The organism is Citrobacter sp. Cpa228, assembly GCF_030333085.1.
GTDB lineage: Bacteria > Pseudomonadota > Gammaproteobacteria > Enterobacterales > Enterobacteriaceae > Citrobacter > Citrobacter pasteurii.
Window position 1 is genome coordinate 250,178 of the sequence record NZ_JAOWGQ010000051.1, and the last position, 22,082, is coordinate 272,259.

At 51.1% G+C, this 22,082-nt stretch carries 23 protein-coding genes and 3 tRNA genes; 14 read left to right on the forward strand and 12 right to left on the reverse strand.

Annotation, left to right across the window (positions count from 1 at the left end):
* Positions 1 to 35: 35 nt before the first annotated feature.
* From OGX91_RS14880 to holD, 6 genes are all read right to left on the reverse strand, one after another.
* Entirely contained in the window at positions 36 to 197 is a 162-nt protein-coding gene (locus tag OGX91_RS14880; RefSeq protein WP_003019081.1) for a DUF1328 domain-containing protein, read from the reverse strand.
* Positions 198 to 325: 128 nt separating this feature from the next.
* Positions 326 to 943: a molecular chaperone OsmY gene (osmY, locus tag OGX91_RS14885; RefSeq protein WP_005123891.1), complete on the reverse strand. Its 618-nt coding sequence runs from the start codon at positions 941 to 943 to the stop codon at positions 326 to 328.
* Between the two features lie 299 nt (positions 944 to 1,242).
* Positions 1,243 to 2,832: a peptide chain release factor 3 gene (prfC, locus tag OGX91_RS14890; RefSeq protein ID WP_005123889.1), complete on the reverse strand. Its 1,590-nt coding sequence runs from the start codon at positions 2,830 to 2,832 to the stop codon at positions 1,243 to 1,245.
* A 92-nt stretch (positions 2,833 to 2,924) separates the two neighbouring features.
* Entirely contained in the window at positions 2,925 to 3,602 is a 678-nt protein-coding gene (yjjG, locus tag OGX91_RS14895; RefSeq protein ID WP_005123888.1) for a pyrimidine 5'-nucleotidase, read from the reverse strand.
* Positions 3,603 to 3,619: 17 nt separating this feature from the next.
* Positions 3,620 to 4,066: a ribosomal protein S18-alanine N-acetyltransferase gene (gene rimI / locus OGX91_RS14900; protein ID WP_005123887.1), complete on the reverse strand. Its 447-nt coding sequence runs from the start codon at positions 4,064 to 4,066 to the stop codon at positions 3,620 to 3,622.
* On the reverse strand, positions 4,035 to 4,448 hold the full coding sequence (gene holD / locus OGX91_RS14905; RefSeq protein WP_005123886.1) for a DNA polymerase III subunit psi: 414 nt from the start codon (positions 4,446 to 4,448) through the stop codon (positions 4,035 to 4,037). The genes rimI and holD overlap by 32 nt, the downstream gene beginning before the upstream one ends.
* Positions 4,449 to 4,550: 102 nt before the next feature.
* Between holD and rsmC the strand changes: the two genes are divergently transcribed.
* From rsmC to OGX91_RS14925, 4 genes are all read left to right on the forward strand, one after another.
* Positions 4,551 to 5,582: a 16S rRNA (guanine(1207)-N(2))-methyltransferase RsmC gene (gene rsmC, locus OGX91_RS14910; protein ID WP_286626648.1), complete on the forward strand. Its 1,032-nt coding sequence runs from the start codon at positions 4,551 to 4,553 to the stop codon at positions 5,580 to 5,582.
* A gap of 139 nt (positions 5,583 to 5,721) precedes the next feature.
* Positions 5,722 to 5,808 (forward strand) — tRNA-Leu (locus OGX91_RS14915).
* Between the two features lie 28 nt (positions 5,809 to 5,836).
* Positions 5,837 to 5,922, forward strand: a tRNA-Leu gene (locus OGX91_RS14920).
* Between the two features lie 32 nt (positions 5,923 to 5,954).
* Positions 5,955 to 6,040, forward strand: a tRNA-Leu gene (locus OGX91_RS14925).
* Between the two features lie 39 nt (positions 6,041 to 6,079).
* On the opposite strand, the gene OGX91_RS14930 is transcribed toward OGX91_RS14925, so the two are convergent.
* Positions 6,080 to 6,316, reverse strand: coding sequence for a DUF1435 domain-containing protein (locus tag OGX91_RS14930; RefSeq protein WP_082031706.1), 237 nt, complete (start codon positions 6,314 to 6,316; stop codon positions 6,080 to 6,082).
* A 252-nt stretch (positions 6,317 to 6,568) separates the two neighbouring features.
* On the opposite strand from OGX91_RS14930, the gene OGX91_RS14935 reads away from it, so the two are divergent.
* Complete coding sequence (locus OGX91_RS14935) at positions 6,569 to 7,645, forward strand: GGDEF domain-containing protein (RefSeq protein WP_005134665.1); 1,077 nt, start codon at positions 6,569 to 6,571, stop codon at positions 7,643 to 7,645.
* Positions 7,646 to 7,753: 108 nt separating this feature from the next.
* A complete protein-coding gene (gene fhuF, locus OGX91_RS14940; RefSeq protein ID WP_005134664.1) occupies positions 7,754 to 8,542 on the forward strand; it encodes a siderophore-iron reductase FhuF in 789 nt (262 codons plus the stop codon).
* A 29-nt stretch (positions 8,543 to 8,571) separates the two neighbouring features.
* Here the strand turns inward: fhuF and OGX91_RS14945 are convergent, their stop codons facing one another.
* The gene (locus OGX91_RS14945; protein ID WP_286626650.1) at positions 8,572 to 9,915 is read right to left on the reverse strand and encodes a PTS sugar transporter subunit IIC; all 1,344 of its coding nucleotides are present in this window, start codon (positions 9,913 to 9,915) and stop codon (positions 8,572 to 8,574) included.
* Positions 9,916 to 10,280: 365 nt separating this feature from the next.
* On the opposite strand from OGX91_RS14945, the gene OGX91_RS14950 reads away from it, so the two are divergent.
* Positions 10,281 to 10,739 (forward strand): YbaK/EbsC family protein, encoded by a 459-nt coding sequence (locus tag OGX91_RS14950; protein WP_005134662.1) that lies wholly within the window; start codon positions 10,281 to 10,283, stop codon positions 10,737 to 10,739.
* Positions 10,740 to 10,784: 45 nt separating this feature from the next.
* Here the strand turns inward: OGX91_RS14950 and bglJ are convergent, their stop codons facing one another.
* Positions 10,785 to 11,474, reverse strand: coding sequence for a DNA-binding transcriptional activator BglJ (gene bglJ, locus OGX91_RS14955; RefSeq protein ID WP_149691172.1), 690 nt, complete (start codon positions 11,472 to 11,474; stop codon positions 10,785 to 10,787).
* Positions 11,435 to 12,160, reverse strand: a complete 726-nt coding sequence (locus OGX91_RS14960) for a helix-turn-helix domain-containing protein (RefSeq protein ID WP_149691171.1) — start codon at positions 12,158 to 12,160, stop codon at positions 11,435 to 11,437. Before OGX91_RS14960 ends, bglJ begins: the two co-directional genes overlap by 40 nt.
* A gap of 447 nt (positions 12,161 to 12,607) precedes the next feature.
* Here OGX91_RS14960 and OGX91_RS14965 point away from each other — a divergent pair, with 447 nt between their 5' ends.
* The 6 genes from OGX91_RS14965 to opgB all read left to right on the forward strand — a co-directional run bounded on the left by OGX91_RS14965 (position 12,608) and on the right by opgB (position 18,333).
* Positions 12,608 to 13,384: a threonine/serine exporter family protein gene (locus tag OGX91_RS14965; RefSeq protein ID WP_040230223.1), complete on the forward strand. Its 777-nt coding sequence runs from the start codon at positions 12,608 to 12,610 to the stop codon at positions 13,382 to 13,384.
* On the forward strand, positions 13,375 to 13,848 hold the full coding sequence (locus OGX91_RS14970; protein ID WP_040230225.1) for a threonine/serine exporter: 474 nt from the start codon (positions 13,375 to 13,377) through the stop codon (positions 13,846 to 13,848). The genes OGX91_RS14965 and OGX91_RS14970 overlap by 10 nt, the downstream gene beginning before the upstream one ends.
* A gap of 122 nt (positions 13,849 to 13,970) precedes the next feature.
* Positions 13,971 to 14,510 carry a primosomal protein DnaT gene (gene dnaT, locus OGX91_RS14975; RefSeq protein WP_188232429.1) on the forward strand — a complete coding sequence of 180 codons (540 nt, stop codon included), beginning with the start codon at positions 13,971 to 13,973 and terminating at the stop codon, positions 14,508 to 14,510.
* A 2-nt stretch (positions 14,511 to 14,512) separates the two neighbouring features.
* The gene (dnaC, locus tag OGX91_RS14980; RefSeq protein WP_188232428.1) at positions 14,513 to 15,250 is read left to right on the forward strand and encodes a replicative helicase loader DnaC; all 738 of its coding nucleotides are present in this window, start codon (positions 14,513 to 14,515) and stop codon (positions 15,248 to 15,250) included.
* Positions 15,251 to 15,320: 70 nt separating this feature from the next.
* Entirely contained in the window at positions 15,321 to 15,809 is a 489-nt protein-coding gene (locus OGX91_RS14985; protein ID WP_149691168.1) for a YjjA family protein, read from the forward strand.
* A gap of 232 nt (positions 15,810 to 16,041) precedes the next feature.
* Positions 16,042 to 18,333, forward strand: a complete 2,292-nt coding sequence (gene opgB, locus OGX91_RS14990; protein ID WP_286626654.1) for a phosphatidylglycerol--membrane-oligosaccharide glycerophosphotransferase — start codon at positions 16,042 to 16,044, stop codon at positions 18,331 to 18,333.
* A gap of 43 nt (positions 18,334 to 18,376) precedes the next feature.
* On the opposite strand, the gene OGX91_RS14995 is transcribed toward opgB, so the two are convergent.
* Together OGX91_RS14995 and OGX91_RS15000 are read right to left on the reverse strand one after the other, a co-directional pair.
* Positions 18,377 to 19,822, reverse strand: coding sequence for a tagaturonate reductase (locus OGX91_RS14995; protein ID WP_040230230.1), 1,446 nt, complete (start codon positions 19,820 to 19,822; stop codon positions 18,377 to 18,379).
* 12 nt (positions 19,823 to 19,834) lie between these two features.
* Positions 19,835 to 20,857, reverse strand: a complete 1,023-nt coding sequence (locus tag OGX91_RS15000) for a zinc-binding alcohol dehydrogenase family protein (RefSeq protein WP_005134646.1) — start codon at positions 20,855 to 20,857, stop codon at positions 19,835 to 19,837.
* 137 nt (positions 20,858 to 20,994) lie between these two features.
* On the opposite strand from OGX91_RS15000, the gene OGX91_RS15005 reads away from it, so the two are divergent.
* Positions 20,995 to 21,909 carry a GntR family transcriptional regulator gene (locus tag OGX91_RS15005; RefSeq protein WP_005134644.1) on the forward strand — a complete coding sequence of 305 codons (915 nt, stop codon included), beginning with the start codon at positions 20,995 to 20,997 and terminating at the stop codon, positions 21,907 to 21,909.
* Positions 21,910 to 22,082: the final 173 nt, after the last annotated feature.

Sequence of the window (22,082 nt, forward strand, 5' to 3'; positions counted from 1 at the left end):
CAAGTTATCTTTACGGTTTTCTTTGCAGTTGCATGCTAGGGTCGTTTACGACCGGTAAACAGGCTGACCAGAAACAGAATGATCCCTACCACAAAAACAATTTTTGCAGCACCTGCTGCGGTACCCGCCAGTCCACCAAATCCCAGAGCGGCGGCAATTAACGCGATAACCAGAAATATGATGCCCCATCGAAACATATGCTTCTCCTTTACCATAGTTAATGTCGACCGCTTGATATGAGCGCTCAGGCAGCTCATCGGCGATATTTTTAGTGTGGTGCACAATACGCCTCCCGACAAACGTCAGGAGGACGAATTAAGTCGAATTACTGAGTTTTGAGGTCGTTTTTGACGCTTTTCACGCCATCAATTGCTTTAGCAATACTCTCAGCACGCTCACTTTGCGCCTGTGAATCGACGGTTCCTGAAAGCTGGACCACACCATCGGTCGTCTCTACTTTCACTTTACGAGAAGGGACAATGTCATCGGCCAGCAGCTTGGCTTTCACTTCGCTGGTGATGGCCGTATCACCGGCATAGCCTTTTACGGAGGTGTTTTTGCTGTCACGCACGTGCAGTTTGTCGCTAACGGAGGTCACACCCTCAACGCCTTTCGCGACTTTAACGGCCTCTTCGGCCTGAGCCTGGCTTTCAACGAAGCCACTTAACGTCACCACTTTCTGGTCCGTTTTGACGGAGATATCGGTGCTCTTAATGCTTTCGTGATCCACCAGCGCGGCTTTTACTTTGGCGGTGAGGGTGCTGTCATCCATGAAATTACCGACTTTGTTCATAGAGCTATCGACTTTCTGCCCCGCACTTTCGAGCCCGGATTGCGCTTTATCCATTGTGGCGTTTTCTGCATAAGCAGAACCCGTTGCGACAGCGGAAGTCAGCATCACGGCCAGTAGCGTTTTAGAAATCTTGAGTCCTGTCATTGTCATCGATGTATTCCTGTTTGTTGTGCTTATAGCGATGTTCTGCCGCTTAGCGGTCAGAACCAGCAACTAATCTCGTGACTGAAATAAATATCAGCTAAAGGGGCTGCAAAATGCTTAATGAAGAGCATTAAAAGCCGATATTTATGTCATCACATTGTTAAATATAGTTCACGATTTCGCGGCTGTTGCCTGGGTTGATTAAAAAACAAACAAAACCCAGGGGATTTAAGAACATTCCGCAAGGAATTTAAAAGACAGGAAAAGTTGCAGGGCGCGGTGAGTACCGCGCCCTGGGGGGCAGATTAGTGTTCGCGTGTCTTGCGGAACTGAACGTCAGGGTAACGTTCCTGGGTGAGATTCAGGTTAACCATGGTCGGCGCGATGTAGGTAAGGTTATCGCCGCCATCCAGCGCCAGCTGAATTTCGTTTTTACGCTTAAATTCTTCGAATTTTTTCACGTCAGAACACTCTACCCAGCGCGCAGTCGCCACGTTGACCGACTCGTAGATCGCTTCGACGTTGTATTCGCTCTTCAGACGAGAAACCACCACGTCGAACTGCAGCACACCGACGGCACCTACAATCAGATCGTTGTTGGCAATCGGACGGAAGACCTGCACTGCGCCCTCTTCTGACAGCTGAACCAGCCCTTTCAGCAACTGCTTCTGCTTCAACGGATCTTTCAGACGGATACGGCGGAACAGTTCCGGTGCAAAGTTCGGAATACCGGTGAACTTCATCATTTCACCCTGAGTAAAGGTATCGCCGATCTGGATCGTGCCGTGGTTATGCAAACCAAGAATATCGCCAGGATACGCTTCTTCCACATGAGAACGGTCACCGGCCATAAAGGTCAGCGCATCGGAGATCACCACGTCTTTACCAATGCGCACCTGGCGCATTTTCATGCCTTTCTCATACTTGCCGGACACCACACGCATGAACGCCACGCGGTCACGGTGTTTCGGGTCCATGTTGGCCTGAATTTTAAACACGAATCCGGTGAACTTCTCTTCAGAGGCTTCCACAACGCGGGTGTCGGTTTTACGCGGCATCGGCGCAGGCGCCCACTCCACTAAGCCATCCAGCATATGATCAACGCCGAAGTTACCCAGCGCAGTACCAAAGAAGACCGGAGTGATTTCGCCCGCGAGGAACAGCTCATGGTCGAACTCATTGGACGCGCCCTGCACCAGTTCCAGCTCGTCGCGCAGCTGCTGCGCCAGGTCTTCACCCACGGCAGTATCAAGTTCCGGGTTGTTCAAACCTTTAACAATGCGGACTTCCTGAATGGTGTGGCCTTTACCTGTCTGATACAGGTAAGTTTCGTCTTTATAAAGGTGATAGACGCCCTTGAACAACTTCCCGCAGCCAATCGGCCAGGTGATCGGCGCACAGCCGATTTTCAGTTCGTTCTCGACTTCATCCAGCAGCTCCATCGGGTCGCGGATGTCACGGTCGAGTTTGTTCATAAAGGTCAGGATCGGCGTATCGCGCAGACGGGTAACTTCCATCAGCTTACGGGTCCTGTCCTCAACGCCTTTCGCGGCATCAATGACCATCAGACAGCAGTCCACCGCCGTCAGGGTACGATAGGTATCTTCGGAGAAGTCTTCGTGCCCCGGGGTGTCCAGCAGGTTCACCAGGCAGTCATGATACGGGAACTGCATCACGGAGGTGGTAATGGAGATCCCACGCTGCTTTTCCATTTCCATCCAGTCAGACTTCGCATGCTGGCTGGAGCCACGGCCTTTTACCGTGCCGGCGGTCTGAATCGCCTGTCCGAATAACAAAACCTTTTCAGTAATTGTCGTTTTACCGGCATCCGGGTGAGAAATAATGGCAAAAGTGCGGCGTTTGGCCACCTCTTGCAAATAAGGAGACAACGTCATAGTCAAATCTTCTTAGGTAAACACGGCAACGGGCCGTGCAAGTTGAATACGAAAAATTGCGGCTATTTTACCCATCAACGGGGGGGAGGCAATCAGTGTTTACACAGGAGCTGCTCCAGTTCGCTTAATGACGTGACCGTCCAGGTCGGCTGAATGCCCGCAGGCTGCTCGCGATGATGCGTATTGAGCCAGCAGGTGGAGAGCCCGGCGTTAATGCCGCCAAGGATATCGGACTCTGCGGTGTCGCCCACCATCAGCACGCGGGAACGGTCAGGATTGCCCGCCTGCTCCAGCGCATGGTCAAAAATGCGGGAGTCAGGTTTTGCCACGCCAACCTGCTCAGAAATCACCAGCAGATCGAAATAATCGCGCAGTCCCGTCCGTTCAAGGCGGATTTGCTGCAACGCCGTGAAGCCGTTAGTAATAATGCCGATTTTCGCTTTATCACGAATCGCATTGAGCAGCGAAACCGCCCCTGGCAACGGCGAGCAGATCTCCGCCATTGCATTAATAAATGCATCGTTTAGCTGACCTGGCTCGACCTTCAGGCGCTCAGCCCAGCTCTGGAAACGGGCGTGCTGCAGCTGTAATGAGGTAATCGCACCGTTTTGATAATCCACCCACAGCGGTTTATTCACAGCCTGGTAGTCCTGAAAATCTTCAGCGGTAAAGGTAATGCTATAGTCGAGAAACATCCGCTGTAAGCCAGTAAACGAGTCAAACGTAAACAGCGTTTCGTCGGCATCAAAGAAAATCCAGTCCCACTTCATCATCATTACACCTTGTCTTACATACTGATTGGCAATGCCATTATGATGGCATCTTCGTGACCATCGGCTGTCGGATAGTAATTGCGCCGAATCGTCGCCTCGTTAAAGCCAAGGCTTTCATACAATGCGATTGCCGCAGCATTCGAGGCGCGAACCTCAAGCCACAGCGTCAGAATACCGCGCTTTTCCAGCTCATCGATCAAGTATTCCAGCAGCTCACGCCCCAGGCCCCGGCGCTGAAAGTCAGGATCGACGGCAATATTGAACAGCGTAGCTTCATCCAGCACGACCTGCGTAATCGCAAAGGCCGCCATCACGTCATCAACCCTCAACTGAAAATTGAGGTAACGATCGCCCTGGTTGCTGGCAAAGGTTTTTTCACTCCACGGGAAAGCGTGGGCGCGTTTTTCAATCTGAAATGCTGCAGGTAAATCAGTCGGTTCGAGGGAAGAAATCGTGTTCATATGCGCAGATTTGTTGCCATAACGCGGCGCGGGCCGCGGGGTTTTCCCGTAATTCATTAAACGCAGGACTCGCGACCTGAGCGCCCTCCAGCAGCAGCGGCTCTTCGGTTCCCAGCCGCCAGCTATTACAGCGGCTGCCCTGCGGCAGCATGGCGACACGGTCAGGCGTCAGTTGTAAAACCTGATCCGGGCTGACGGTTAATGCGCGTAAAATATCGCTCATCAATGGTTCGGTTAGCGCGGGTAACTGTGCAGCAACCATCACCAAACGGACATGCGCAGGAATGGAAATCGCGATTTCGCCCTGCAGTGCGCCAGGACGACGCAACGACCACTGCGTAATGCCCAGTTGCTGTAACTGCCAGTCTCGTCGGGATGTCATAGCGAAACGCTCCTGTAATCAGGGGCGCAAATATAGCAAATTTGTCGAATCCGTGCCATCAAACAACTATAATCCCCCGCTGTACAATTTAAGGAGCACTCCATGTCTGCTTTTACCCCGGCAAGTGAAGTCTTGCTGCGCCACAGTGATGATTTCGAACAAAGCCGTATTCTGTTTGCCGGTGATTTGCAGGATGACCTGCCTGCCCATTTTGAAAGCGCCGCCAGCCGTGCGCACACTCAGCAACTTCACCACTGGCAGGTGCTTAACCGCCAGATGGGCGCCAACGTCCGCTTCAGCCTCGTCGCTCAAGCCGATGACGTCGGCGATAGCGATACGCTGATTTACTACTGGCCGAAGAATAAACCTGAAGCCCAGTTCCAGTTGATGAACCTTCTTTCGCTGTTGCCGGTGGGTACCGATATTTTTGTTGTTGGTGAGAACCGCAGCGGCGTACGTAGCGCAGAGCAGATGCTGGCCGAATACGCACCGCTGAACAAAGTCGACAGCGCACGCCGCTGTGGCCTGTACCACGGTCGTCTGGAAAAGCAGCCGGTTTTTGATGCTGAAAAATACTGGGACGAATACCAGACCGACAATCTGACCATCAAAACGCTGCCGGGCGTATTCAGCCGTGACGGCCTGGATGTTGGTAGCCAACTGCTGCTCTCTACGCTGACGCCGCACACCAAAGGCAAAGTTCTGGATGTCGGTTGTGGCGCAGGGGTTCTCTCCGTCGCGCTTGCCAGCCACTCGCCAAAAGTGCGCTTAACCCTGTGCGATGTTAGCGCAGCCGCTGTTGAAGCCAGCCGCGCAACGCTTGCCGCCAACGGTATTGAAGGTGACGTCATCGCCAGTAACGTCTTTTCTGACGTGACGGGTCGCTTTGATATGATCATCTCCAACCCGCCGTTCCACGATGGCATGCAGACTAGCCTGGATGCCGCGCAAACGCTGATTCGCGGCGCAGTGCGTCACCTTAACAGCGGTGGCGAACTGCGTATTGTAGCCAACGCCTTCCTGCCTTATCCGAAAGTACTGGATGAAGTGTTTGGCTTCCACGAAGTTATCGCGCAGACCGGGCGCTTCAAGGTCTATCGCACCGTCATGACGCGTCAGGCGAAAAAAGCGTAATTGTCTCGCAGTGAACGGCCATTCACATGGCCGTTTTTGCATCAATCGGCCCGGCCTGTACAATTAACTATTGACGAAAAGTTGAAAACAACTAGAATGCGCCTCCGTGGTAACGATACTTTTTGAGTGTCGATGGTATGCGAAGGTGGCGGAATTGGTAGACGCGCTAGCTTCAGGTGTTAGTGTCCTTTCGGACGTGGGGGTTCAAGTCCCCCCCCTCGCACCATAATCCACGTTGATATTGCTCGCACTGGGCGAAGGTGGCGGAATTGGTAGACGCGCTAGCTTCAGGTGTTAGTGTCCTTAGGATGTGGGGGTTCGAGTCCCCCCCCTCGCACCAACGAGGCGATATCAAAAAAATAAGATGACTGTGCGAAGGTGGCGGAATTGGTAGACGCGCTAGCTTCAGGTGTTAGTGTCCTTAGGATGTGGGGGTTCGAGTCCCCCCCCTCGCACCAATTATCTTATTTCCCTCTCGATTTTCTTCCCTGTTTTGCTCATCCCTGATTCCAGTTCATCATCACCAGAACAATGCCGCCGATCAGCGCCGCGCATGAAGGTAATAAAACAAAGTGCCGTAAACGCTTGTGGTATAACATGAGTGAAGTCAGTAGTAATCCTAATACAATCATCGCCTTCCATGCGTCGAGTGACAGGTCAGTAAATGCCAGCCCGGCAATAAGTATTCCCGGCAGCAGAACTCCCCATCCACTGCCCAGCGTACGTTGCAACATGGTACCACCTATGACATTGATAATGATAACCAATATCATATGATAAATTTTCTCATTTGTCAGCCGTGAGGCACTATCAATTATATGAGTTTTACTTAACGATTGATGACATAAATAGTTTAAGGTGATAAATTGCTCGCCGGTTAGCTTTTCATCAAAAAACAATAATGACCAGAACGAATGATTTTTCGCTCATCATTTTTCCTTACAAACACACCTTCGTATATTGCAGATAAATAATAATATTTACCTATGACAGTACAATCCTGGCGAACTCTGCGCACTAAGAAATATCAACTCTCTTTACGTCTGTTTCTGCTTCTCAATGCAGTCTCCGCGCTGTTTACGCTTGTTTTCCCACTTTTTGCCGTCAAATCCGTATCTGTCCCGGCGTTGCTCATCCTGGCCGCCAGTACATTGCTGTTTGTATGGCATGGCAAATATGCGAATAAAAGAATTAATCTTCCTTTTATTTCAATCATTTTCGGCTTGTTGTGGGCAGCTCATATTGTGTTGAAATTCACAACACTGGGTAATAATGATTATTATTTTCTGTTAATTGCACTTCTCAGCGTGCTGTTTATTGGCTCTATCGCTTTTGCCAACAATATCATCGCCTTTACGCTACATTCGTTACCCTCAGTCGTCGTCTGTTTATGGCTTAACGGTAGCGAGCATGGTCTGCGAATTTTCTATTTTATGGCGCTGCCCATGGCCGGTATTGCCATTCAACACGTGATCCAAAAGCGCTACGACGGCTTCGCCCAACAGCTGATGTACAAACTGCTGGAAGAACGGGAAACCCTGAACGGCCTCAGTATGCTCGATCCGCTGACGGGGCTGTATAACCGTCGAGGGCTGCAACACCGGCTCGATACGTTACTGGCACTGAGCAACGCGAAGCATTACGTCTTATTGCTGGATATCGATCATTTCAAAGCCTATAACGACCATTACGGACACATGATGGGCGATCAGGCGCTGATTCGCGTTTCTGCCGCGATTCGTGATTCCGTACGCTCCCGGGATGTGGTCGCGCGTTTTGGTGGCGAAGAATTTATGGTGTTACTGACCGCCGTCGATCCACAACAGGCGCAGGCCGCAGCCGAGCGCATCCGCCAGAAAGTATACGACCTTAAGATTCCTCATATGTTTAATGAGAGCGTAGCAACCAATGTGACGGTCAGCATCGGTATTGCGCCTTTAGTGGAACAGGATATTGACTCCGCTATTACCAGGGCAGACAAAGCGCTTTATGAGGCCAAGAATATGGGTCGAAACAACACCCTGGTCAGCGATGAGCTGCGGATAAACTACACCTCTTCCTGAGTTTTCCGTGCAGAACTGCCCGGTATTGCAACAAAGATCTTGCCATCGTTTGCCCTCGCTTATAGGATTAGCAATCATTATCATTTAGATTAACATCCTTATATCAACATGGCCTATCGTTCCGCACCGATCGTTGAAGATGTCATCTGGCGTAGTCATCTCCCTGCAAAGATGCCCTCGCTGGCGGCTTCCGTGCGTGCAACGATAGCCAAAACCCGTGAACACCTGCTGGACTTCATTCGTCTGGACGAAACGCCTGTGCCTGGTGCAATGACGTTGCATGAATGGACGCAACCGACGACACTAAGTTCATTGCTGGCTGTTTATTCAGACCATATTTATCGCAATCAGCCCACGCTGCCACGCGAAAATAAGCCGCTGATTTCCCTCTGGGCGCAGTGGTATATCGGTCTGATGATGCCTCCGCTGATGGTGGCCCTACTGACGCAAAAAGAGGCCATCGACGTCTCTCCTGAACACATGCACGTAGAATTCCACGAAACGGGTCGCGCAGCCTGCTTCTGGATCGACGTGCATCAGGATCAGCAGGCCACGGCCCTGTCTCCTCAACAACGTATGGAAACACTGATTCTCTCAGCTCTGACGCCGGTTGTGCAGGCGCTGGAAGCGACAGGCGAGATCAACGCGAAGCTTATCTGGAGCAACACGGGGTACTTAATTCACTGGTACTTAACGGAAATGAAGCCGCTGTTAGGTGAAGAATTGCTGAACACGCTGCGCCAGACCTGCTTTTTTGAAAAACAACTCTCCTGCGGCCAGGATAACCCTCTGTGGCGTACCGTTGTTCCACGCGAGGGACTGTTAGTACGCAGAACCTGCTGCCAGCGCTATCGTCTGCCCGATGTTCAGCAATGCGGCGACTGCACGCTGAAGTAAGCGAGGAGTCGTACCCCCCCGCCAACACTTTATGCAACCTGCTGATTTTCCTCTTCTATACGCTGTGCTTCTTCGTTTTCCTGCGCTAATAGCTGCTTTTCGTAAACCTTAAAGAACGGGAAGTAGATAACAGCCGACACCAGCGCCAGCAGAACCACCAGGATCGCCGCGCGATAATCCCAACCTAACGCCCATGCGGCGCCAACGGGTGCCGGTGCGGTCCAGGGAACCACTGAAATCACCCGCCCAATTAGATCCAGTTTCATCGCAGCCCAGGCCAGCACCGCGTTCACCATTGGGGCCAGCAGGAAGGGAATAAAGAACACCGGATTCATGACAATCGGCGTACCGAAAATCACCGGCTCGTTAATGTTGAAAATGCTGGGGACCACGCTCAAACGCCCAATCGATCGTAGATGGGTCGAGCGGCTACGCAGGTAGCAAATCACCAGCCCCATCGTCGCCCCCGATCCCCCCACGACGATGAAGAACGTCCAGAATGCTTCCATAAAGATATGCGGCAAAGGCGCGCCCTGCGCCAGCGCCGACTGGTTCATGCCGAGGTTGGTCAGCCAGAACATTTGCAGCATTCCCGACACAATCGCCGCACCGTGAATACCGGCAAACCATAGCAGATGGCCGATCAGTACTGCCAACAGTATCGCCGGCAGAGAATCCGCAGCGGACACCAGTGGTTTAAAGATGGCCATGATGGCCTGCGGGATTAGCATGTCAAACTGGGACTGTATGACCAGGCTCAGCGGGTACAGCGTCAGCACCACCACCAGCACCGGGATCAGCAGATCGAAGGAGTTTTTGATCATTGGCGGCACTTGATCAGGTAAGCGGATCCCGATGTTGTGCGCCTTCAGGAAGCGCATCATTTCAACGCAATAAATCGCCACGAGGATGGCGGTGAAGATCCCCGTCCCTCCCAGGCTATCAACCGGCATCGTACCTTTGGTTTTCGGTGCGGCAATCAGCAAAAACGCCATGATAGAAAGCATCGCGCACATAAATGGATCCACCTGATGCGACTTCACATAGTGTTTACCCAGGTTATAAGCAATGGCGGCACAGATGTAGACCGACATGATCCCCATCGTCATATCAAACGGTGTGAGTATCTGGCCTTCGAACTGTTTTGCCAGATCCAGCCACGTACGGGCGAATCCCCAGGTGGTATCCGGAGAAAAAGGCGGGTAGGCAAAAACCAGCAGAAACGAGCCTACAATCATAAAAGGCATCGCCGAGATAAAACCATCACGAATTGCCATGACATGACGCTGTGAAGAAATACGCCCGGCCACGGGGCTGACGTAATTTTCAACAAAGCGGAAAATCGCATTAAATACAGCATGGTTAGTAGACATAGCTGTTCTCCCGTTGTGCGAAACCCTGCAACCGTGCTGGTATCAACACCACCACGTAAAACCCATTCCAACTATTCACAACCATGCCGGGAGAAAAACCAGCCTTACCGCTTTTTGAGTTAAGTTTCATAGATGGCTCTTATTATGTGATACAGAGGAAGTGACAACATCAGTATTAATCGCCATTTCAGCATTCTGCAACCGGTTACTGTAACCGGTTTCTTTGATTGTGAAGGTGATCGAAAAACTGCCAATGTTGCTGTGTTGTTACAATAAAATATTTACAGTAACGCTGCCCCTATGACAAATTACGCCAGGCGGTTTTCTGCTATGCAGGACTGCGGATAAGCGAGAGGGAGAGAAGAATGAGTTTACAATCAGTACGGCAGTTTTTAGCACAACATGCGCCAGATATTGAAATCATCGAATTAGATCAAAGCACCGCCACCGTCGATCTGGCAGCCAGGGCCCATAACGTCGAACCAGGGCAGATAGCAAAAACGCTGTCACTAAAGGTGAAAAACGACATTATCCTGGTCGTCGCCAGAGGCGATGCTCGCCTCGATAATAAAAAACTGAAAAATACGTTTGGCGCCAAAGCACGCATGCTGAGTAGCGATGAAGTGATCAACGCAACAGGTCATCCCGTAGGAGGCGTATGTCCTTTCGGGTTGGAGACACCTATATCGGTGTACTGTGATGTCTCGTTGAAACACTATACTGAAGTGCTCCCTGCGGCTGGAGCCACTCACAGCGCAGTTCGCATTGCGCCAGAGAGAATTGCAGAACTGACTGCGGCAACCTGGGTTGATGTGTGCCAGTGATCGATTTACCTTTCCATACCAATGACTACGCCGATACGCATCTTTTCAAGCACGCCATAACGGGGCAGTACGACGAAAAGATGACGGTTCTGCAGAGCGTACATGTAGCAGGATATCGGCAGCATCCAGTAATCCGGCATCTGAACTAACGCCCAGTTTGGACATCACATTAAATTTATGCGCGCGAATCGTTTTAATGTTTCGCTCAAGCTCAATCGCGATCTGCAGCATCGAATAACCATTCGACATATAGCGCAGAATTTCGCGCTCGGTTGGGCTAAGCATACGGCATTGATTGATATACCAGAGTTTCTTCGTGTCTTCTGTTTCCCCTCTGGCGCAATCCAGCACTGCAAATAATTCTTCCTGTAACACACTCAGCGTGGATGCTTTGCTAATCACGGCATCCAGTGGTGACGGTGACAGCGAGCCAATTAGCCGCGCCTCGCCATCATCATCGGCAATGACCACCCGCTTGATGCGAGGGTGTTTCACCGCCAGCTCCGTCATGTAAGCCAGTCCGGTGCGGCGATCGGTTCTTTTCGCGGAAAGTGAAAAAATAACCGCGGAAAATGACGTCTGTGACATAGCCTGGCTTAAGGCTGGCAGTCCTGAAAAGAGATGAAGTTGGTATTGGTTGTTCGGTCTGGCATTAAATAAATTATAAATACCCACACTGCTCATTACACACTTTTCTACCAGTGCGACATTTCTTTTGATACTTCTGTCTTCCATTCCGTGGTCGCTCCATAAACTGAAGGTAGATTCAATTCTCGTGCTCCTTGAGAACTATTTATCCAGGCATACATCTCCGCATTGCTGTGTATTGACAGACGACGCATCGCACTATTTTTTTGAGCGCTGATTGTCTTATTACTTTTTTTAAGTAATGTGGCAATCTGATTAATCCCCCAGCCCTTTCCCAGAAGCCGTAGCACTTTCCGTTCAGATAGCGTCAGAATAATTGAGTGTACGCTATGATTCTGTCTTTCTGGTGCTATTACCGGAGAGAGCAATACCGGGCTAATTCTGTCGGCATAAACATTCCCTGCATCAATAACATTTACTAAACTATCGATCGGTTCGGCATCAGATAACAGCGTACTGATTGGGCACATCAGCAGCTCAACGGCCACAGGATAATAATTTCGAGAAACGAGAAAGACCCAGTGAATATCACGGTATTGAGGTAACAAAGAATAATATTGTTCGCAGATCGCACGCGGATGACTGCAGTCTCCGGTTAAATCAGCGATAACCAGATCTGAACGTCGCAGTTGCATCAATGTCAGTTCTTCTACGGCGCGGCAGTAGGTCAGTTTGTAATCGGAGAAATGCGCTTGCATTACCCCTTTAAGCCCAATTTGTATGATAGGTAATTTACTAATAATAATTGCGTTCTTGCAGCGTCCTGGCAACATAACTCCTCCATATTCACATGTCTTAAATCTTGTGCGCGCAAGTATCACCTACAATCAAATAAAATAATTAATAAATAAATAGGCATGCGTTAAACAATAGACAGGATGAATTATTTATCCTTATTCTAAATAGAAAATGGCGATGCTACGTTCCCAATAGCATCACACTATAAATCTATCATGTCATAATCACGCACATGTACATTCATTGTACAATTAAAATAACTACATTAAATTATTAGCATTCCTTACGTAATTACTGTTCATCTCGAAAAATTTAGCCCTGATTCAAGAGGGGCTCCCACGATACGATTTCCTACAACCACCAAGTGACCTGTTTCTTTTTTCAACACAAAGATTGATCTTAGCCAGAGCCAACGGACTCACGCTTCATGATAAAAAGAAGATATTATTCATTAAGAGAGCATCTTTTAGTCAGAGCGAGCTATGCAAACAGAGCAGTCGTCACAAAGAACGGTTACACGGTTATGTATACAATGCGGACTTTTTTTACTGCAACATGGCGCAGAAAGCGCGTTGGTCGATGAACTCGCCACCCGCCTGGGTCTGGCGCTTGGGATGGACAGTGTAGAAAGTGCCATATCATCCAATGCCATCGTCCTGACGACGATCAAAGACGGACAATGCCTGACATCGACCCGAAAAAATCAGGATCGTGGCATCAACATGCATGTTGTGACGGAAGTGCAACACATCGTTATTTTGGCAGAGCATAATCTGCTGGATGAAAAAGGGGTAGAGAAACGGTTTAACCAAATCAAACCGCTGCGCTATCCCAGATGGCTGGTTGCTTTCATGGTAGGATTGTCCTGCGCCTGCTTTTGTAAACTCAATAACGGCGGCTGGGATGGCGCGATGATCACCTTTTTCGCCAGCATGATCGCCATGTATATCCGCCAGATTCTGGCGTCCCGGCATTTGCATCCACAAATCAACTTTTGTATTACCGCTTTTGTCGCGACCACCATATCCGGCCTGCTGCTTACGCTACCGACGTTTAATCACACGCCTACCGTAGCCATGGCCGCCAGCGTGCTGTTATTGGTCCCCGGTTTTCCGTTAATCAATTCGGTTGCGGATATGTTTAAAGGGCACATTAACACCGGCCTCGCTCGCTGGGCGATTGCCAGTCTGCTTACGCTGGCAACCTGCATTGGCGTGGTGATGTCTATGACCTTATGGGGGCTTCGCGGATGGGCGTAATCGATTTTATTTTTGCACTCATACAGGACATGCTCCTTTCTGCCATTCCGGCAGTAGGATTTGCCATGGTTTTTAATGTGCCACATCGGGCGCTTCCCTGGTGTGCGTTGTTGGGTGCCCTGGGACACGGTTCCCGAATGGTTATGATGACCGCTGGACTCAACATCGAATGGTCCACCTTTATGGCCTCGCTGCTGGTCGGCTGCATTGGGATCCAGTGGTCGCGCTGGTATCTGGCACACCCGAAAGTCTTCACCGTTGCGGCAGTGATCCCTATGTTTCCTGGGATCTCCGCCTACACTGCCATGATATCCGCCGTAAAGATCGGTCATTTCGGCTATAGCGAAGCGCTGATGATCACCCTGCTGACCAACTTCCTGAAAGCATCATCGATTGTGGGCGCACTCTCAATTGGGCTTTCCGTGCCAGGATTATGGCTGTATCGCAAACGTCCGCGCGTGTAACGAGTGAACCTGTTTACCCCTTCGCAGATGGGGGAACCTTCCCTCATCTGCTGCTCTCCTCTTTCTCTGTGTTACTATAAAAGCAGTCCCTTCTCGGTTGTTGTTCAGTATTGAGAAACATTATGTCCTGCAAAATTTTGACTCCGGACGTCATCAGTATTGACGCCTTATTACACGATCACAACGCGGTGCTGGCGAAGTCGACGGCTGGCGCAGTGGCTGTTTTTGCCAATAATGCGCCTGCTTTTTACGCAGTAACCCCAGCACGGCTGGCAGAGTTGCTGGCGCTTGAAGAGAAGCTGTCACGCCCGGGAAGCGATGTAACCTTAGATGCCCAATTCTATGAAGAGCCGCAAGCGGCACCGGTTGCCGTGCCAATGGGTAAATTTGCGATGTACGCTGACTGGCAGCCAGATGCTGACTTCCAGCGTCAGGCGGCGTTATGGGGAGTGGCGCTAAGAGAGCCCGTCACCGCTGAAGAACTGGCTTCATTTGTTGCCTACTGGCAAGCCGAAGGCAAAGTCTTTCACCATATCCAGTGGCAGCAAAAACTGGCACGCAGCATACAAATAGGCCGGGCCAGCAATGGCGGGATGCCCAAGCGCGATGTTAACAGTGTCAGCGAACCTGACAGCCATATTCCACCAGGTTTTAGGGGATAACGATGAAAAACGTTGGCGACCTGATGAAACGTTTGCAAAAAATGATGCCGCCCAATGTTGAGCCAGCCTTCAAAACAAGCGAGGAGCTGCTGGCGTGGCAAAAGGAGCAAGGTGAAATTCGTGCCGCTGCATTGGCGCGTGAAAATCGGGCCATGAAAATGCAAAGAACCTTCAACCGTTCCGGTATCCGTCCACTACACCAGAACTGCTCGTTCGAGAACTATCGCGTCGAGTGCGAAGGTCAGATGAACGCCCTGAGCAAAGCCCGCCAGTATGTTGAAGAGTTTGACGGCAACATCGCCAGTTTTATCTTCTCTGGCAAACCCGGCACAGGTAAAAACCATCTTGCCGCCGCCATCTGCAACGAACTGCTACTGCGCGGCAAGTCGGTATTGATTATTACCGTGGCCGATATCATGTCGGCGATGAAAGAGACATTCAGCAATCGTGAGACCAGTGAAGAGCAACTGCTCAACGATCTCAGCAATGTGGATCTTCTGGTGATCGACGAGATCGGCATGCAAACAGAATCCCGCTACGAGAAAGTGATCATCAACCAGATCGTCGATCGTCGATCGTCGTCTAAACGTCCAACCGGCATGTTAACGAACAGCAATATGGATGAAATGAACAAACTGCTCGGCGAGCGGGTGATGGACCGTATGCGTCTGGGCAACAGTCTGTGGGTGATCTTTAACTGGGAAAGCTACCGGAGTCGGATCACCGGCAAAGAGTATTAGCGTATTGGGAACACTCCTAAGGCAGCCAGCGCTATACTGCGCTGAAAATGCATAACACGAGTTACACATAATGATGAAAACTACCAAACGTCTGTTGTGCTGTGCGGTTGCCGCCAGCACGCTTCTCTCCACCAGCGTTTTCGCTGCCTCCTGGCAGGATTCGCTCTCCAGCGCGGCTGGCGAACTGAGTAAGCAAAGCACTGGCTCACAGGGCAGCACCTCACTCTCGTCCCTGACCAGCTTGCTGAGCAGTAATCAGTCGCTCACCTCAAACAGCATGAATAACGCGGCCGGGATTCTGGAGTATTGTGCAAAACAGAAACTCGCCTCGGTCACCGATACCGAAAACGTCAAAAACCAGGTGCTGGATAAACTAGGCCTCAGCGCGCCTGAGCAGAAACAAGACACCAACTATATGGACGGTATTCAGGGTCTGCTCAATGCCAAAGATGGGCAACAGCTTAACCTGGACACGATTGGTAACAGCTCGCTGGCGAAGCAGGTAAAAACCAAGGCCTGCGATCTGGTGTTAAAACAGGGTATGAACTTCATTTCCTGAAGCTCTACATGCCGCGTATAACCTGCGCGGCATCACTTTGCTTACTCCATTACATTCACACGTCAAATAACCAGTCATTCCCCCGCAAAAAACACGCATATCTAAACCAATTCTGAATAACAACGTAATTAAATGTCACTACAATTGCAGCAATATAACAACGCTATTACATTGTACTGTCCAGAAATGATTAGCCTGTCAGGCATATGCCCGGCTTACTGAGGATCGTCCGTTGTCTGAATTATTCTCCATCACTCTGTTTCTCGCTTCGGTACTGATTTACGCCTGGAAAGCGGGTCGCAACACCTGGTGGTTTGCCGCCACGTTAACGGTGCTGGGGATTTTTATTGTCCTGAATATCACGCTGTATGCCAGCGACTATTTCACCGGCGATGGCATCAACGATGCGGTTCTGTACACCCTGACCAGCAGCCTGACCGGCGCGGGTCTTGGCAAATATGTTCTGCCAGGCGTCGGGATTGCGCTGGCGCTGGCCGCTGTCTTTGGCGCACTGGGTTGGGTACTTCGCCGACGTCGCCACCACCCTCATCACGTTGGCTACAGCCTGCTGGCGTTGATGCTGGCGCTGGCTTCAGTTGATGCCAGCCCGGCATTTCACCAGATAACCGAACTGGTGAAATCCCAGTCGCGCGATGGCGATCCGGACTTCGCGACGTATTACAAAGAGCCATCGAAAACCATTCCCAACCCGAAGCTGAATCTGGTTTATATCTACGGTGAAAGTCTGGAGCGTACTTATTTTAACAACGACGCCTTCCCGGATCTGACCCCGGAACTCGGCGCGTTGCAAAACGAAGGTCTGGATTTCAGCAACACCATGCAGCTGCCGGGTACAGATTACACCATCGCCGGCATGGTCGCCTCACAGTGTGGCATTCCGCTGTTTGCGCCATTTGAAGGCAACGCCTCAGCATCGGTTTCCAGCTTCTTCCCCAACAACATCTGTCTGGGCGATATCCTGAAGAACTCCGGTTATCAGAACTATTTTGTGCAGGGTGCCAACCTGCGCTTTGCCGGGAAAGATGTATTCCTGAAATCTCACGGATTTGATTATCTGTACGGCGCTGAAGAGTTAAAGGGCGTCGTTGCAGACCCTGCTTATCGCAACGACTGGGGCTTTTATGATGACACCGTACTGGATGAAGCATGGAAAAAATTCGAAGAACTGTCACGTTCAGGGCAGCGTTTTTCACTGTTTACCCTGACCGTGGATACTCACCACCCGGACGGTTTCATCTCACGCAGTTGTAACCGTAAGCGTTATGATATTGACGGTAAAACCAACCAGTCGTTCAGCGCGGTCAGCTGCAGCCAGGAAAATATCGCCGAGTTTATTCATAAAATTAAAGCCTCACCGTGGTTTAAAGATACCGTGATCGTCGTCTCTTCCGATCATCTGGCAATGAACAACACCGCATGGAAGTATCTCAACAAGCAAGATCGTAACAACCTGTTCTTCGTACTACGCGGCGATCAGCCCCAGCAGGAGACGCTGGCGGTGAAACGTAATACCATGGATAACGGTGCTACTGTACTGGATATTCTGGGCGGCGATAACTTTATCGGCCTTGGACGCAGCAGCTTGTCCAGCGAATCCGTATCGGAAGTGTTCCTGAACATAAAAGAGAAAATGCTGGCGTGGAAGCCCAACATCATCCGTTTATGGAATTTCCCGAAAGAGATGAAAGCATTCACCATCGATCGGGACAAAGAGATGATCGCTTTCTCCGGCAGCCATTTCCGTCTGCCGCTGCTGCTCCGAGTGTCGGATCAACGCGTCGAACCGCTGCCGGAAAGTGAATATTCAGCCCCGCTGCGCTTCCAGCTGGCTGATTTTGCCCCGCGTGACAACTTTGTCTGGATAGACCGCTGTTACAAAATGGCGCAGCTGTGGGCGCCGGAGTTGGCGCTTTCTACCGACTGGTGCGTTTCACAGGGGCAACTGGGCGGGCAGCAGATCGTGCAGCTTGTCGATAAAGCCAACTGGAAAAGTAAAACCGTATTTAAAGACACGGTGATCGACATGGAGCGCTACAAAGGAAACATCGATTCGCTGAAAATTGTCGATAACAACATTCGCTACAAAGCCGACAGCTTCGTCTTCAACGTGGCGGGCGCACCGGAAGAGGTGAAACAGTTTAGCGGAATTTCACGCCCTGAATCCTGGGGACGCTGGTCCAATGCGCAGCTCAGCAAAGAGGTAACCATCGAATACAAGGCCCCGCTGCCGAAGAAATTCGATCTGGTCATCACCGCGAAAGCCTTCGGCGACAACGCAAATCGCCCTATTCCCGTGCGCGTTGGCAACGAGGAACAGATGCTGGTGTTAGGCCATGATGTCACCACCACCACCTTGCATTTTGATAATCCGGCGGACGCCGATACGCTGGTGATTGTCCCACCCGATCCGGTTGCCACCAACGAGGGCAATATTCTCGGCCACTCGCCGCGTAAGCTGGGGATCGGGATGGTTGAAATCAAAGTAGTGGCTGCTCAGGGATAAAAAAAACAGCGCCCAACACCACACCGGGCGCTGCATGGCAACCTTATTCCAGACTTTTCACCGCCTGACGCATACCCTGCACCAGAATCATCTCCAGGTTGGCCGTTACCTGCCCGGCAAGCCCGGGCAGCAACGTCAAATCGTCTCCCCAGTGCGCCGCATCGCCGAGCGCAGTGTCCACCAGTTCACGCAGCGTCAGATCGCTGCCGACTCGCGGCCACAGACTGGCATACAGGCTTATCCACTGCTCATCATCCTGTAGTGGGTAGCGTTCGCCCGCGCGTTCCCCGCGATAAAATGCCAACAATGCAGCAAGGGCAAACGTTAACCGTACGGGCCAGCGCCCATTTTGCTCACCCGCCAGCAGTTGCGGCAAAATTCGGGTGCGGAATTTGGTCATCCCGTTAAGTGCAATGGAAAGCAACTGGTGACGAATGTAGGGATTCTGAAAACGCCCGCTCACGGCGCCAGCAAATTCACGTAGCTCATCAGCCGGAAGATCCAGCACCGGGATAATTTCCTCGCCAATCGCCCGCTCGACAAAGTGGCGGACATCGGCATCCTGCATCGCCTCGCCGACGGTTTCCAGCCCGCACAGCCAGGCCACCGGCACCAGCGCCGTATGTGCGCCGTTAAGAATGGCCACCTTACGCTCTTTGTATGGCTTGATATCGCTCACCACGCGGATGTTCAGCGGGCACTGCGTTAACTTCAGTTCCTCTGCCAGCCACTGCGGCCCCTGAATCACAAACAGATAAAAATGCTCCGCAGTATCGAGAAACGCATCGTGATAGCCCAGCGTTTCCTCCAGCGTAGCGGCTTCCTCACGTGGGTAGCCGGTCACAATGCGGTCGACCAGCGTGGAACAGAAGGTATTGGCTGTTTCCACCCAATCGGCAAACGCCGGAGGAAGCTGCCAGGCCTGCGCATATTGCAACACCAGAGCTTTAAGCGCCTCACCGTTATAGTCGATAAGCTCGCACGGGATAATCACCCAGCCCTTATCTGCCGCGCCCTCAAAGTGATTAAAGCGTTCGAGCAGCAGGCGCGTCAGTTTGGCCGGAAAGCTCACCGGTGGCGTATCATCCACGCAGTCTGCCGGGTGATAGCTTATTCCGGCTTCGGTGGTATTCGAAAATACAAAACGGATATCCGCATTGTGCGCCAGCGCCAGATACGCGGCGAAGTCCTGATACGGATTGATCTCGTTATTGACCGAGCGGATCAGCCGCGCTTCGCTCACGGCATCACCCTGTTCGTTCAGGCCACGAATCAGCGTGGTATACAGCCCGTCCTGGGTATTCAGCGACGGCGGAAAATCGGTATTAATTGGCCGAACGATGGTCACGCCCGCGTTCAGATCGGTATGCTCGTTGAGGATATCCAGTTGCCAGTCGACAAACGCCCGCAGAAAGTTACCTTCTCCAAACTGGATCACGCGCGTTGGGTAGCTGGCCCCCGGAAAATCAAGTCGATTCAATGTGTTCATCGCATTACCCTCTCAGAACGTGATCACGCCTTTAATCAGTTCACGGTTGTTAATCACATCCCGCTCGTATATTTCTGCCAGAGTGTCAAACGCATAGCGGTGCGTGAGCATCATGTCAGCCGTCAGTTTGCCTTCCGACATCAGACGCCCGACTTTGGCAAAATCTTCCGGCGTGGCGTTGCGACTGCCCATCATGGTGGTTTCTTTCTTGTGGAACTCCGGATCGGAGAACTGTAAATCACCTTTGAACAGCCCGACAAAAACGATGCTGCCGCCGTGGCGAATCAAATTCACCGTGTTGTTCATCGCGTGCTGATTCCCCGTAGCATCAATGACTTTTTGCGCCAGCGAACCGCCAAACTGGTCACGCAGTTGCGCGTCAAAATCTTCAGCGGACGGATCGATAACCGGGAGCCCTAATCGGGAAACCACATGCTCTCTGCGTGCCAGGCTGGTATCCGCGACAACCACCTGTGCACCGTCCGCTTTGGCTATCGCCGCGGCACCGAGCCCAATCGGGCCGGCACCGACAACAAGAACATGCTCGCCAGGTACCACCGCCGCCCGACGCACCGCATGGGCGCTGATGGCATAAGGTTCGATCAATGCCGCGGCATGCGGGTCAATCCCCTGTGCATCCAGTAGATTCGTCACCGGAACGGATAAGTACTCGCTAAAGCCACCATCCTGGTGCACACCAATCACCGAAATCTTCTCGCAGCAGTTAGTACGTCCGCTCTGGCACGCCGGACACTGTTGGCAGGCCACGTAAGGAATAACGGCTACCTGCTGACCATTTTTCAGGTCTTGTATATTTTTCCCCAGCCCGACAATTTCACCACATATTTCATGGCCTAGCACACGTGGATAGCTGAAAAAAGGTTGATTGCCGCCCCAGGCATGGATATCAGTTCCACAAATCCCTACGGATTTAATTTTAATTAATGCTTCGCCCTCACCCGGAATAGGTATTTCGCGTTCTTTCCAGACTAATTTTTTAGGTTCCTGGCAAATCAACGTATTCATCGTAGACATGATTCTGCTCTCCTGTTTTTTTGTTGCCTCAGATATCAACGAAAATAAAAACGCTGGAGAAAGCGGAAACATAATCTGTGAATCTCAACGCATAAAAATGTTTTAAATCGGGTTTTAATAGGCAAAAAGGAGAAGCCATGAGCCGTTCGCAGAACTTACGCCACAATGTGATTAACCAGATAATTGATGATATGGCGCGGGGTCATATCCCTTCCCCGCTGCCTTCGCAAAGCGCGCTGGCAGAAATGTACAACATCAGCCGCACCACCGTGCGCCATATGCTGAGCCACTTAGGTGAATGCGGCGTACTGACGCAGGTCGGTAGTCACTACGTTATCGTACGCAAACCAAACCATGATGATGGTTTTTCGTGTACCACGGCGTCCATGGCTGAGCAAAATCGAATTTTTGAGCAAGCCTTTTTCACCATGATTAACCAGCGCCAGCTGCGTGCGGGTGAAAGCTTCTCTGAACTGCAACTGGCCAGAGCTGCGGGCGTCAGCCCGGTCGTGGTACGGGAATATCTTTTAAAATTCGAGCGTTACAATCTGATTAAAAATGAAAAGCGCGGTCAGTGGAGCATGAAGCAGTTCGATCAGGCCTACGCCGAGCAGTTGTTCGAACTACGAGAAATGCTGGAGACTCACTCTCTGCAGCATTTCCTCAACCTGCCTGACGATGATCCTCGCTGGCTGCAGGCCAAAACGCTGCTGGAGCGCCACCGGATACTGCGTGACAGCATCGGCAGTAGCTTTCGCATGTTTTCGCAGCTGGACCGTGAATTTCATGCTTTACTGCTTTCCGCAGCCGATAATATATTTTTTAATCAATCACTTGAGATTATTTCTGTAATTTTCCACTTCCACTATCAATGGGATGAAAGCGACCTTAAGCAGCGCAACATCATTGCTATTGATGAACATATGACCATCCTCAGCGCGCTGATTTGCCGCAGTGACCTGGATGCCACCCTGGCGCTGTGTAACCATTTGAATTCAGCCAAACAATCGATGATTCGCTCCATCACCCAACGTCGCCATAATGTTTATTAAGAACAGATTAAAAACAGCAAACCATTACCGGGAGCACGATTTTATAAAAATAAAAACGCCGGAAAAATACCTCTTGCCTATGCTCACGCTAAGTCGACTGCATTAAAAACTTTCGTGAGCGGTGATGAAAAAAGTTGATTTATCACCGGTACTTTTTCAATACAGCACAGCCT